Genomic DNA, 12,704 nt, shown 5'->3' with positions numbered 1-12,704 from the left:
GTGGCCCGGCGGGTGCGACGGCTCCGCCCCGTCCGCCCTGCCCTGCCGGGAGACCGCCGCCGCGTACGTACCCGAGCCGCCGGTCAGCGGGACCGGCTGGCTGCTGCCGCCCGCCGGTCAGGACCACGTCACCGACCCGGCAGTTCTGCGCAGGGCGCTGGGCGAGGCGGCCCGCCTGATCGAGGCGGCGGACCGCTGCCGCTGAGCCGCACCGGCAGCCCCCGCGGTCGTCCGTCCGGTCGTCCGGTCGGCGGTTCGCGCAGGCTGTAAGGGGGGACGCGCAGGTCGAAGGGGGACGCACGGAAGGGTCCGGACAGCGGGCCGACACCGCCCGGCGCGTCGCTCGGGCCCGGTGGGCCGATACTGGCCACGTGGCAAAGAAGACCCGCGTGGGGAGTTCCCCCGCCCCCGCTCCCCGCCGCTCCGCCCCCGAGGCCGTCGTCGAGAAGGTCGACGGCGGGCTGGCAGAGCTGATACCCGACCGCGACCGCCCGCACGGCTGGACCCTCCTCCTGGACGGTGCCCCCCAGTCGCACGTCGACCTCCTCGACCCGGCCCGGCTCGACTTCGCGTACCAGCGCAGGCTCGGACACGTCATCGACCTGATCGCACCCGCCAAGCAGCCCCTCAAGGTGCTGCACCTCGGCGGCGGCGCCTTCACGATGGCGCGGTACGTCGCCGCCACCCGGCCCCGCTCCACCCAGCAGGTCGTCGAGATCGACGTACCGCTCGCCCAACTCGTGCGCAAGCACCTCCCGCTGGACCCCGGCGCCCGCATCCGGGTCCGCGGCACCGACGCCCGCGAGGGACTCGGCAAACTCCCCGACGGCTGGGCGGACCTGGTCGTCGCGGACGTGTTCAGCGGGGCCCGCACCCCGGCCCACCTCACCAGCACCGAGTTCCTCGACGACGTACGCCGTGTGCTCACGCCGGGCGGGCACTACGCGGCGAACCTCGCCGACGGGCCGCCGCTCGCCCATCTGCGCGGCCAGATCGCCACCGCCGCCGCCGTCTTCCCCGAGCTGGCCCTGGCCGCCGACCCCGCGGTGCTGCGCGGCAAACGGTTCGGGAACGCCGTGCTCCTCGGCTCCGCACAGCCCCTGCCGGTGGCCGAGTGGACCCGGCGGGTGGCCACCGACCCGCACCCCGGCAGGGTCGAACACGGCCGGGGACTCGCCGACTTCACCGGCGGGGCGCGCCCCGTGACCGACGCGAGCGCCCAGCCGTCCCCCCTGCCGCCGTCCTCCGTCTTCAAGTGAGGCGACGCGCTCGGGACCACCGGCGGCGACCGGGAGCCGGGCGGGCGCTCAGGACGTGGAGGTCTCGATCAGCGGCGGGTGGTCGTGCCAGGTGCAGAACACCGAGACCGTCTCCCCGCCCTGCGTGAAGTCCACCCGGATCCACACCGGGTTCTTCCACACCTGCATCGCCCACCCGGGCTCCGGCGTCGCGGACAGCAGCTTCGCCGAGTCCCGGCCCATGGAGAACACCACCCGGCCCGCCTCGGTGCTGACCGCCTTCACGTCGCCACCGGCCTGGGCCGGGCGGGACGGGGGAGCGGCGGTGCGCGTGGGGGGCGGCTCGGGGGGACGGGAGGCGGGCGGCGGGGTGGTCGGCTTCTTCGCGGTCGGGGTCGGCGACGGGCGGGGGGTGGCGGAGGACCGCGGCTTCGCGGGCCCGGCGGTGCTGCCGCCGCGCTCCTCGACAACGGAGGGGATCGGCAGGGCGCGCGGCGGGTCGTACACCGTCCCGGCCATCACCGTGTGCACGCCCCACCACGACAGGGTGACCGCGGCGCCGGTGGCGAGCAGCCAGGCCCCGGCATGTATGAGTCCTCGTCGCATTCACGACATCCTGCACCACCCGTACCACCGGGCCACCGAGGGGTCGGGGCGCGGGGTGCGGGGCGGGAGGGGCGTGAGGTGCGGGTGGTGCCCCGGGAGAGGGCGCTGGGCCGTATGGCGTACGGTGCGCCCCATGGCAAGTGTGCTCGTGGTCGAGGACGACCAGTTCGTGCGCTCCGCCCTCATCCGGCACCTGACCGAGGCCTCCCACACCGTGCGGAGCGTCGGCACTGCCCTGGAGGCGCTGCGCGAGGTCGCCCATTTCCGTTTCGACGTGGTCATCCTCGACCTCGGTCTGCCCGACCTGGACGGGTCGGAGGCGCTCAAGATGCTGCGCGGAATCACCGACGTCCCGGTGATCATCGCCACCGCGCGGGACGACGAGGCCGAGATCGTACGGCTCCTCAACGACGGCGCGGACGACTACCTCACGAAGCCCTTCTCGGTGGAGCACCTCTCGGCCCGGATGGCGGCCGTGCTGCGCCGTTCGCGCGCCTCCGCGGGCGCCGAGCCGCCGCCCCGGGAGATCCGGGTGGGCGGGCTGGCCATCGACCCGCTGCGCAGGCAGGCGGAACTGGACGGCGTACGGCTCGACCTGACCCGCCGTGAGTTCGACCTGCTCACCTTCCTCGCCGGACGCCCCGGTGTCGTCGTACCGCGCAAGGAACTCCTCGCCGAGGTCTGGCAGCAGAGCTACGGCGACGACCAGACTATTGACGTGCACCTCTCGTGGCTCCGTCGCAAACTGGGTGAAACCGCCGCCAACCCCCGCTATCTGCACACCCTGAGGGGTGTCGGAGTGAAGCTCGAACCGCCCGGCGGCCCGCGATGAAGCGGTCCGCGACGAGGTGGTCCGTGACGGTGCGGTCCGTGACGGTGCGGCCCGCGGCGAGGCGGCCCGCATGAGGTGGGCGCTGGTCAAGGTCTGCCTGGCCGTCACGGCGATGGTCGTGGTGGCCTTCGCGGTCCCGCTGGGCCTGGTCGTCAAGGAGATGGCGGGGGACCGGGCGTTCACCGGCGCAGAGCGGCAGGCCGCCTCCATCGGTCCCACCCTCTCCATCACCACCGACCGCGCGCAGTTGGAGCGCGCGATGGCGAGCACCGAGCCCGGCAGCAAGGGCCGGATGGCGATCCACATTCCCGCCGGTCACGAGGCCGGAGCGGCCGGCCGGCCGCAGGAGATCGGCACCCGGCGGGCCTCCGCCGAGGACGTCGCGGCCACCCAGCGGCTCGGCCGCGCCTCCACGGCGAAGGCGCCCGGCGGCTCCGTACTGCTCCAGCCGACGGCCCTGGCCAGCGGCAGCATCGCGATCGTCGAGGTGTTCATCCCCGAGGAGAACGTCAGCAACGGCGTCACCACCGCCTGGCTGGTCCTGGCGGGCGTGGGGCTCGCGCTGATCGTCGGCTCGGTCGCGGTCGCCGACCGGCTGGGCGTACGGATGGTCCAGCCCGCCCAGCGGCTGGCCGGCGCGGCGCAGGACCTGGGCAAGGGCAGGCTCGGCGTGCGCGTTCCCGAGGAGGGGCCCACCGAGCTGAAGTCCGCCGCGGTCGCCTTCAACTCCATGGCGGACCAGGTGATCCAGCTGCTCGCCAACGAGCGCGAGCTGGCCGCCGACCTCTCGCACCGGCTGCGCACCCCGCTCACCGTGCTGCGGCTGAACGCCGCCTCGCTGGGGGAGGGGCCGGCCGCCGACCAGACCCGGGCGGCCGTCGAACAGCTGGAGCGCGAGGTCGACACCATCATCCGCACCGCCCGTGAGCAGCGACCGCAGACCCAGCCCGCCCCGGGACCGGCCGCGGGCTGCGACGCCTCCGAGGTCATCCGCGACCGGATGGCCTTCTGGTCGGCGCTGGCCGAGGACGAGAGCCGCGAGGTCCGGCTCGCCGGGGTGGACCGGCCGGTACGCATCCCGGTCGCCCGGCCCGACCTGGCGGCGGCCCTGGACGCGCTGCTCGGCAACATCTTCCGGCACACCCCCGAGGGCACGCCCTTCTCGCTGGACGTCCACAACGGCAAGGACGCCGTCATCGTCCTGGTCTCCGACGGCGGACCCGGCATCGCCGACCCCCGGGCAGCGCTGGCGCGCGGCAACAACGGGGAACGCGCGGGCTCCACGGGCCTGGGCCTGGACATCGTGCGCCGGGTCGCGGAGTCCACCGGCGGCGACGTCCGGATCGGCCACTCGGTCCTCGGCGGCACCGAGGTCCGCATCTGGCTCGCCCTGCACGGCGGCCGCACGAGCCGCGGCGAACGCCGGGGCCACCGCGTTGTCCGACGCCGCCGCCCCACCCCGAAGCGCCCCACCGCCTCCCTCTGAACACCCCCCCGGGGGGCGCAACCCTCGCCCACCGCCCACCGCCCACCGCCCACCGCCCACCGCCCACCGCCCACCGCCCACCGCCCACCGGTCCGGCCCCGCATTCCCCCCCCCGGACCCGCTCTCCCACCGGGCCGGACCCGCCCTCCCACCGGGCTGATCTCCGCCGCAGCGTGTGCTTCCGCCTGCCGTGTTCGCCGGGCTGATCTCCGCCGCGGCGCGTGCTCCCGCCTGCCGTGTCCGCCGGGCTGATCTCCGCCGCAGCGTGTGCTTCCGCCTGCCGTGTCCGCCGGGCCGGCCCCCGCCGCACCGTGCGCTCCCGCCCGCCGCGTCCGCCACGCCGAACCCCGCCCCGCCGAGTGCCCCGCTCCACCGCGCCCCCGCCCGGCAGGGCTCCGCCCACCCGGCGCCCTCGGCCGGTCAGGAGCGCCCCACGCCCCGTCCGGCCGGCCGCCCCACGCCACGCTCCCGCGTCGCCCCCGCCCGCCTCCGTACCGTCAAGCCCCCGCCCCCGAGGGCCCGGCGCGTTCTCTCCTTCCGGTGAAAGTCCTTGCCGTGCTTCTCGGTAACCCCTATAACTGGTTACGGCGCTCCCGGCGCCAACCCTTCCGCGCACCGAGCCAGTTGGAGTTGCCGTCATGCCCAGTCCCGTCTCCTGGAAGCTCGTCGTCGACTGTGCCGACCCGCACGCCCAGGCCGCCTTCTGGGCGCAGGCCCTCGACTACGTCACCGAGGACCACGGCCCGCTCTGCGAGCAACTGCTCTCCTCCGGCACCATCACCGAGGACCTGCTGCTCACCGCCCCGGACGGGCGCCGGGTCTGGCGGCACGCCGCCGCGGTGCGGCACCCGGAGGACCCCGTGCAGAAGTTCACCGACGTCGGGCTCGGCCGCCGACTGCTGTTCCAGCTGGTCCCGGAGGCCAAGCAGGGCAAGAACCGGCTCCACATCGACCTGCACTTCGGGCCCGAGCGCCGGGACGCGGAAGTGGCCCGGCTGGAGGGTCTGGGCGCGAAGGTGCTGAACCGGGTGTCCGAGCCGGGCAGCACCCACGTGACCCTGGCCGACCCGGAGGGCAACGAGTTCTGCGTGCAGTAGCAGCAGAGAGCAGGCGCAGGCGCAGAGAGCAGGGCCGGCCGTGCGGCAGGAGTCCTCGGGGCCCGCCGCAGGAGCGGCACCGCCGAGTACCCCCGTACCCGCGAGCGAGGAAGGCCCCGTCCATGACCACCCCCGCCACCCACCCCCTCCCGTACGCCTTCACCGGTTCCTCCGGCACCGTGCGCTGGAACCGCGTCGGCGACCCCGCCGGGCCCCCGGTGGTCCTGCTGCACGGGACGCCCTTCTCCTCGTACGTCTGGCGGGCCGTCGCCCGCACCCTCGCCGCGCGCGGTCACCAGGTGTACCTGTGGGACATGCCCGGCTACGGGCAGTCGGCGATGTACGAGGGCCAGGACGTCTCGCTCGGCGCCCAGGGCCGGGTCTTCGCCGAACTCCTCGACCACTGGCGGGAGGACTGGGGCCTCGCGTCCGAACCCGCCGTCGTCGCACACGACTTCGGCGGGGCCACCGCCCTGCGCGCCCACCTCCTGCACGGCGCCCGCTACCGCAGGCTCGCCCTGGTCGATCCGGTGGCGCTGGCCCCCTGGGGCTCGCCCTTCTTCCGGCTGGTGGGCGAACACCCCGAGGTCTTCGCGCAGTTGCCGCCCCACCTGCACGCGGCCCTGGTGCGCGAGTACCTGGCCTCCGCCTCGGCCCCCGGCCTGCACCCCTCCGTCGCCGCCGAACTCGCCGCCCCCTGGCTCACCCCGGCCGGGCAGCCCGCCTTCTACCGGCAGATCGCCCAGTCCGACCAGCGCTGGACCGACGAGATCGAGGGGCGGTACGGCGAGATCACGGTGCCCGTCCTCGTCTGCTGGGGCGAGGCCGACAGCTGGATCCCCGTCGAGCGCGGCCGGGCCCTCGCCGCCCGCATCCCCGGCGCAGCCTTCGCCCCGCTGCCGGGCGCCGGGCACCTCGTACAGGAGGACGCCCCGGCCGAACTGGCCGGGGCGCTGCTGGACTTCCTCGCGACGGACCTCCCCGCGACGGACCTCCCCGCGACGGGCCTCCCGGGACATCTCCCGGGACGGGACCTTCCGCCGGCGGACCGCCTCACGCCGTGAGGTGGTGCGCCGCCGTGTCCTCCACCAGGCGCTTGAACTGGCCCAGGTCGTAGTTGGCCAGCACCTTGTCGAGGTTGGTGAGCGCGCCGAGGTGCTCCACGAAGCCGTGCGGCTCGTACTCGATCTGGAGCGCGACCCGGCTCGTGGTGTCGCTGAGCCGGTGGAAGGTGACCACCCCGGCGTGCTTCACCCCGGCGGTGGTCCGCCAGGCGATCCGGTCCTCGGCGACCACCTCGGTGAGTTCCGCGGTGAACGCCTTGTCCGCACCCGGCAGCGACAGCCACCACGAGAAGGTCCGGGCATCGATCGGATCCACCCGTTCCACGTGGGAGAGGAAAGTGGGCCACTGCATCACATCGCTCCACAGGGCCCAGCTGTCCGACACCGGGGCGTGGACATCGATGGTCTCGACTATCGAGGACGACATGGCGAGCGAACCTCCTGTGAGCTGCGGCGATCTGCTGACCCGGGGCGAGTACCCGCACAGGACGATCGAATTCTCCGCGTAAACCGAAACACTTGGGGCACACGGCAACTCCACAGGATCGGGAAAATGACGGATTCTCATGGAGGGGTTGACACAAAATGTCACGACGGATGACACATGCCGCCAAGGGTGTCCGGGCGGGCGTTCTCGGCATGGCCGGAGCCCTCGCCTGCACGTCGCTCGTCGCCTGCGGAAGCGGCACCGGGAAGGAGCCGGGCTCCACCGGGTCGTCCGGCGCGGCGAACGGGGCGGGCCAAAGTTCCGGCGCCGCCGACGGCGGTACGGCTGCGGTGCGCTCGGCGTCCGACCGGACGACGGACGCCGGCACCGCGAGGATGGTGCTGCGCACCCAGGTCACCACCCAGGGCAAGACCGTCTCGGCGGACGGCCAGGGCGTCATCGACCTGAAGAACGGCACCAGCACGATGACGCTCAGCGCCGAGGGCGAGAAGATCGAGCAGCGCGTCGTCGACCAGGTGCTCTACCAGAAGCTCCCGCCGGGCGCCCGCGAGGGCGTCCCCGGCAAGAAGCCCTGGATCAAGATGGACCTCAGGAAGCTCGGCGCCCAGACCGGCGGAACCAACCCGTCCGCCGGCGACCCGGCCGCGAACACCGCCTTCGCACGCGGCGTCATGGACAAGGACGTCCACAAGGTCGGCACCGAGAAGATCGGCGACGCCAACACCACCCACTACAAGGTGAAGGTGGACGTCGCCAAGCTCAAGGGCGGCGCCGAACTGCGGAAGGTCGTCGGGCCGACCCTCCCCATGGACCTCTGGATCGACGACCAGGGCCGGATCCGCCGCCAGCAGGTCGACATGACGATGACCCCGCCCAAGGGCCAGGGCGCCGACTCGTCCACCCCGAAGAAGATCACTTCGCGGACGGTCTTCGAACTCTCCGACTTCGGTACGAAGGTGACCGCCGAGGCCCCGCCGGCCGCCGAGACCGCCGACATGACGGCCAAGGCGGCACAGCAGGCCCAGCAGGGCAAGCAGCAGGGCTGACCGCTACTCCTGGCCGGCCGGCTCGGGCAGCCCGGCCGGCTCGGGCAGCGTCCCGGTCCGCGCAACCTCCGCGTACCACCGCGCGCTCGACTTCGGCGTACGCACCTGGGTGTCGAAGTCGACGTGCACGGCGCCGAACCGCTTGCCGTAGCCGTACGCCCACTCGAAGTTGTCCAGCAGCGACCACAGGAAGTAGCCGCGCACATCGGCGCCCACCTCCAGCGCCCGCTGGACCGCCGCCAGATGGGAGTGCAGGTAGGCGATCCGCTCCGGGTCGTGGACCGCGCCGTCCGCGCCCGGCTTGTCGTCGTAGGCGGCCCCGTTCTCGGTGATGTACAGGGCCGTGTCCGGGGCCTCCCGCCCGTACCGCACCAGCAGGTCGTACAGGCCGGACGGGTCGATCGACCAGTCCATCGCCGTCCGCTCGCCGGGCGGCTGGTGGAAGGCGACGCTCTCCGCGGCCGGCCAGGGGGAGTGCTCGCTCGCCCCGTGGCCGTCCGAGCGCGGCGCCCCCGGGTCCTCGGCGTGCGACACCACCGCGGGCGTGTAGTAGTTGATGCCCAGCATGTCCAGGCGCTGGTGGGCGGTGGCCTCGTCGCCCGGCTCGACGAACGACCAGTCCGTCAGCTCCGCCGTGTCCGCCAGCAGGTCCCGCGGGTACGCGCCGTGCAGCAGCGGCCCCGAGAAGATCCGGTTGGCGAGCGCGTCGATCCGGCGGGCGGCGTCCGCGTCGGCGGCCGACTGCGTCAGCGGGCGGACCGCGCTGGGGTTGAGGCTGATGCCGATCCTGGCCCGCGCCGGCAGCGCCGCGCGCAGCGCCTGCGTGCCCAGGCCGTGCGCCAGGTTGAGGTGGTGGGCGGCCCGCAGCACGGCCACCGGATCGGTGCGCCCCGGGGCGTGCACCCCCGAGCCGTAGCCCAGGAAGGCGGTGCACCAGGGCTCGTTGAGGGTCGTCCACATCTCCACGCGGTCGCCCAGCGCCTCGGCGACCAGCTGCGCGTACTCGGCGAACCGGTACGCCGTGTCCCGGGCCGGCCAGCCGCCCGCGTCCTCCAGTTCCTGGGGAAGGTCCCAGTGGTAGAGGGTGAGGGAGGGGGCGATCCCGCGGTCCAGGAGGTCGTCGACGAGCCCCCGGTAGAAGTCGAGGCCGCGCTGCACGGCCGGGCCCCGGCCGGTGGGCTGGACCCGCGACCAGGACACCGAGAAGCGGTACGCGCTCAGGTTCAGCTCCGCCATCAGCGCGACGTCCTCGGCCCGCCGGTGGTAGTGGTCGCAGGCCACGTCGCCCGTGTCGCCGTTCTCGGTGCGGCCCGGGGTGTGACTGAAGGTGTCCCAGATGGACGGCGTACGCCCGTCCTCGCGCGCCGCCCCCTCGATCTGGTAGGCGGCGGTCGCCGAGCCCCACAGGAAACCGGGCGGAAAGCTCGCAGAAGGCATGGTTCAACTCCCTGTCGAGAAAAGGTGGTTGAAGAAGTGAAGGGGGGAGGTGAAGCGGGCGCGGTCAGCCCTTGACGGCACCCTGCATGATCCCGCCGACGATCTGCTTGCCGAACACCACGAAGGCGATCAGCAGCGGCAGCGTCCCCAGCAGCGCGCCCGCCATGATGACGGACTGGTCGGGGATGTACCCCCGGCCGAGCCCGGTCAGCGCGACCTGCACGGTCGGGTTGCCGTTCTGGGTGAGCGCGATGATGGGCCAGAAGAAGTCGTTCCACGCCATGACGAAGGTCAGCATCCCGAGCACCGCCATCGCGGGCCGCGCCGCCGGGAAGACCACGTGCCACATGATCCGCACGCTGCTCGCCCCGTCGACCCGGGCCGCCTCGATCAGCTCGGTGGGCAGCGCCTCCGTCAGGTACTGGCGCATGAAGAACACCCCGAAGGCCCCCACCAGCGTCGGCAGGATCACCGACTGCAGCTGGTCGGTCCACGACAGCTTGGCGATCATCATGTACAGCGGTACGACACTGAGCTGCGGCGGCACCATCATCGTGCCGATCACCAGCAGGAGCAGCAGGTTCTTGAACCGGAACCGCAGCTTGGCGAAGGCGAACCCGGCGAAGGTCGAGAAGAGCACCGTGCCCGCCGCGACCGTCGTGGCCACCACCGTCGTGTTGAGCAGCGCCACACCCATGTTGGCGTCGGTCCAGGCGATGCCCAGGTTCTTGAAGAGGTTGCCGCCGAACCAGAACGGCGGCGGGGTCTGCGCGAGGCGGGTGTTGTTGCGGGACGCGGCGATCGCCGTCCACACCAGCGGGAAGAGCGAACCCACGGTGAAGACGATCAGGATGGCGTACGTGATGCGCCCGCCGTGCCGCTGCCGCCCGGCCTGCCGCACCCCGCGCCCGCCCTTCGGCGGAGCCGGCGTGCCCGTGGCGGGCTTTCGTACGGTCAGAGTGCTCATCGCCCCCGCCCCTCCTCGTTTCGGCGCATCCGGCGCGAGATCAGCCAGTTGACCAGCCCGATCAGCACCAGGATCAGGAACATCGTCCAGGCGATGGCCGACGCCCGGCCCAGGTGCAGGTTCACCCACCCCTGTTCGTACAGGTACAGACCCAGCGTCTGGAACTGGTGCTCCGAGCCGCCGGTGGCCCCCGCGCTCCCGCTGAACAGCAGCGGCTCGCCGAACAGCTGCGTCGCGCCGATCGTCGAGACGACCACCGTGAACAGGATCGTCGGCCGCAGCGAGGGGATCGTCACGTGCCGGAACTGCTGCCAGCGCGAGGCCCCGTCCAGCTCCGCCGACTCGTACAGGTCGTGCGGGATGGCCTGCATGGCGGCCAGATAGATCAGCGCGTTGTAGCCGGTCCACCGCCAGATGACGATCGTGGACACCGCGAGCTGCGAGGTCCAGGTGCCGTTCTGCCAGTCCACCGGGTCCACGCCGACCAGCCCGAGCGCCCAGTTGATCATCCCGTAGTCGCGTCCGAAGAGGAGCACGAAGACGAGGGTCGCCGCCGCCACCGAGGTCGCGTACGGAGTGAGCGCCGCGACCCGGAAGAAGGAGGAGCCGCGCAGCTTGAAGTTGAGCAGATGCGCGATGCCGAGCGCGATGAGCAGCTGCGGAACGGTGGACAGCAGCCCGATGGTGACGGTGTTGCGCAGCGCGTTCCAGAAGAACTCGTCGCTCATCAGACGGCTGAAGTTCCGCAGGCCCACCCAGTTCATGTCGGTGGGCGCGGTCAGTTCCACCTGGTGGAGCGAGGCCCACCCCGTGTACAGCAGCGGGAAGAGCCCGAAGGCGAGGAAGAAGACGAAGAACGGCGCCACGAAGGCGTACGGACTGAATTTCGTGTCCCAGCGGTGGCGCCGGGTCCGCCACACGGACCCGGCCCGCTCCCGCCGGGCCGGTTTCCCGGCCGCCTCGTCCCCCGGACGACCGGAGTCGCCGGGGGAGGCGGCCGGGACGGACTCACTGCTCACACTGCTCATCGGCGAATCCGCCCCATCCGTCCCGTCCGCTCACTGGTCCAGTGCGTTGTCGATCGCCTTCACCGCCGCGTTCCAGCCATCCTCGGGGGAGCGGCCCTTCTGGTCGACCTGAAGCATCCCGACGTCCGTCATGTTGGTGTTGATGACGAGGTCCTTCGGCCCGAGGATCTGCACCGGCACCCCCTTCGCGGCCTGCGAGAAGATCTGCCCGATGGGGGCACCACCGAAGTACTCGTGCTTCGCCCCGGAAACCGCCGGGTCGCTGTAGGCCGTCTGGGCGCTCGGGAAGCTGCCGCGCTTGGCGAACAGGGTGGCCTGCTGCTTGGGCGCGGTCAGCCAGGCCGCCAGTTTCGCGGCCTCCGCCTTGTTCTTCCCCGCCTCGGGCACGGTCAGGAACGCCCCACCCCAGTTGGAGGGCTTGGGCGCCGCCGCCACGTCCCACTTGCCCTTGCCGGCCGCGCCCGCCTTGTCCTGGATGTAGCCGAGCATCCACGGCGGGCAGGACACGGTGGCGAACTGGCCGTTGGCGAAGCCCTGGTCCCAGCCCTTCTGGAACTGCTGGTGCTTGGCGGTCAGCCCGGCCGTCGCGGACTCCGCCGCGATGTCCCAGGCCTCCTTCACCACCGGGTTGGTCTTGTAGACGACCTTCCCGTCGGTGTCGTAGAACCGCTTCTCGTTGCCGCCCATCACGGCGGCCAGCAGCCCGGAGGCCGAGTCCAGGAACTTCGTGCCCCCGGGGGCCTTCGCCTGGTACTGCTTGCCGACCTCCAGGTACTTCTTCCAGTCCCCGGCCCACAGCTTGCCGACGGCCTCCCGGTCGGCCGGCAGCCCGGCCTTCTGGAAGAGGTCCTTGCGGTAGCAGATGCCCATCGGGCCGACGTCGGTGCCAAGCCCGACCGTCCGGCCGTCCTTGGCCGTCCCCTGCGCCCACTTCCACGGCAGGAACGCGTCCTTCTGCACCCCGGCGGTCTTCCCCAGGTCCATCAGCCGGGCCGACTGGGTGGCGGTGATCTCGGCGATGTTGTTCACCTCGACCGCCTGGATGTCGGACAGCCCGCTGCCGCTGGTCAGGTGATTGAGGAGCTGCGGGTAGTAGTTCTCGTTGCGTTCGATCGAGTTCTGCTCGATGACGACATTCGGGTTTTCCTTCATGTACTGATCGAAGAGCCCGGCCTCCTTCATGCCGAAGGCACCGAAGACCCCGATCTTCAGTACGGTCTTCCCCTTCTGTCCGGCGGCGCTGCTGCCGGTGCCCGCACTGCTGCCGGGCCCCGGATCGTCCGAGGCACAGCCGGAGAGCATGGCACCGCCCAGCAGAGCGACGGCCGGGATAAGGGCGATTGCGGTCCTGCGTGAAGCGAAGAGCTGCATAGCGGTCCTCCTGAAGCCCGATGGGTCAGGTACGGTGGGAGCGCTCCCATGTGTGATGTGTTGAAGGTTCGCGGCTCCCCGCGG

General features: G+C 72.4%; 12 protein-coding genes. 6 read left to right on the top strand and 6 right to left on the bottom strand.

Annotated elements, in window-relative coordinates; all coding sequences use genetic code 11:
* Positions 1 to 389: 389 nt before the first annotated feature.
* Positions 390 to 1,259, top strand: a complete 870-nt coding sequence (locus ACFYVL_RS22110; protein WP_389247674.1) for a spermidine synthase — start codon at positions 390 to 392, stop codon at positions 1,257 to 1,259.
* 48 nt (positions 1,260 to 1,307) lie between these two features.
* Here ACFYVL_RS22110 and ACFYVL_RS22105 read toward each other — a convergent pair whose 3' ends face one another.
* Positions 1,308 to 1,844: a hypothetical protein gene (locus ACFYVL_RS22105; RefSeq protein ID WP_389247325.1), complete on the bottom strand. Its 537-nt coding sequence runs from the start codon at positions 1,842 to 1,844 to the stop codon at positions 1,308 to 1,310.
* 133 nt (positions 1,845 to 1,977) lie between these two features.
* Here ACFYVL_RS22105 and ACFYVL_RS22100 point away from each other — a divergent pair, with 133 nt between their 5' ends.
* The 4 genes from ACFYVL_RS22100 to ACFYVL_RS22085 all read left to right on the top strand — a co-directional run bounded on the left by ACFYVL_RS22100 (position 1,978) and on the right by ACFYVL_RS22085 (position 6,323).
* Complete coding sequence (locus tag ACFYVL_RS22100; protein ID WP_389247323.1) at positions 1,978 to 2,676, top strand: response regulator transcription factor; 699 nt, start codon at positions 1,978 to 1,980, stop codon at positions 2,674 to 2,676.
* A 70-nt stretch (positions 2,677 to 2,746) separates the two neighbouring features.
* Complete coding sequence (locus ACFYVL_RS22095; RefSeq protein WP_389247320.1) at positions 2,747 to 4,162, top strand: ATP-binding protein; 1,416 nt, start codon at positions 2,747 to 2,749, stop codon at positions 4,160 to 4,162.
* A 638-nt stretch (positions 4,163 to 4,800) separates the two neighbouring features.
* Positions 4,801 to 5,259: a VOC family protein gene (locus ACFYVL_RS22090; protein WP_389247318.1), complete on the top strand. Its 459-nt coding sequence runs from the start codon at positions 4,801 to 4,803 to the stop codon at positions 5,257 to 5,259.
* 122 nt (positions 5,260 to 5,381) lie between these two features.
* Positions 5,382 to 6,323, top strand: a complete 942-nt coding sequence (locus ACFYVL_RS22085; protein ID WP_389247316.1) for an alpha/beta fold hydrolase — start codon at positions 5,382 to 5,384, stop codon at positions 6,321 to 6,323.
* On the opposite strand, the gene ACFYVL_RS22080 is transcribed toward ACFYVL_RS22085, so the two are convergent.
* Positions 6,313 to 6,750: an SRPBCC family protein gene (locus ACFYVL_RS22080; protein ID WP_389247314.1), complete on the bottom strand. Its 438-nt coding sequence runs from the start codon at positions 6,748 to 6,750 to the stop codon at positions 6,313 to 6,315. The two genes, ACFYVL_RS22085 and ACFYVL_RS22080, sit on opposite strands and share 11 nt — an antisense overlap.
* A 170-nt stretch (positions 6,751 to 6,920) precedes the next feature.
* Between ACFYVL_RS22080 and ACFYVL_RS22075 the strand changes: the two genes are divergently transcribed.
* Complete coding sequence (locus tag ACFYVL_RS22075; protein WP_389247312.1) at positions 6,921 to 7,817, top strand: hypothetical protein; 897 nt, start codon at positions 6,921 to 6,923, stop codon at positions 7,815 to 7,817.
* 3 nt (positions 7,818 to 7,820) lie between these two features.
* Here the strand turns inward: ACFYVL_RS22075 and ACFYVL_RS22070 are convergent, their stop codons facing one another.
* The 4 genes from ACFYVL_RS22070 to ACFYVL_RS22055 all read right to left on the bottom strand — a co-directional run bounded on the left by ACFYVL_RS22070 (position 7,821) and on the right by ACFYVL_RS22055 (position 12,620).
* Positions 7,821 to 9,254 carry a GH1 family beta-glucosidase gene (locus tag ACFYVL_RS22070; protein ID WP_389247309.1) on the bottom strand — a complete coding sequence of 478 codons (1,434 nt, stop codon included), beginning with the start codon at positions 9,252 to 9,254 and terminating at the stop codon, positions 7,821 to 7,823.
* 64 nt (positions 9,255 to 9,318) lie between these two features.
* A complete protein-coding gene (locus ACFYVL_RS22065) occupies positions 9,319 to 10,221 on the bottom strand; it encodes a carbohydrate ABC transporter permease (protein ID WP_389247306.1) in 903 nt (300 codons plus the stop codon).
* A complete protein-coding gene (locus tag ACFYVL_RS22060) occupies positions 10,218 to 11,249 on the bottom strand; it encodes a carbohydrate ABC transporter permease (RefSeq protein ID WP_389247303.1) in 1,032 nt (343 codons plus the stop codon). Before ACFYVL_RS22060 ends, ACFYVL_RS22065 begins: the two co-directional genes overlap by 4 nt.
* Before the next feature lie 30 nt (positions 11,250 to 11,279).
* Positions 11,280 to 12,620, bottom strand: a complete 1,341-nt coding sequence (locus tag ACFYVL_RS22055; RefSeq protein ID WP_389247301.1) for an extracellular solute-binding protein — start codon at positions 12,618 to 12,620, stop codon at positions 11,280 to 11,282.
* Positions 12,621 to 12,704 lie beyond the last annotated feature (84 nt).

The organism is Streptomyces sp. NPDC004111 (assembly GCF_042874215.1).
Lineage (GTDB): Bacteria > Actinomycetota > Actinomycetes > Streptomycetales > Streptomycetaceae > Streptomyces.
This window is presented reverse-complemented; position numbering and strand designations above follow the sequence as displayed.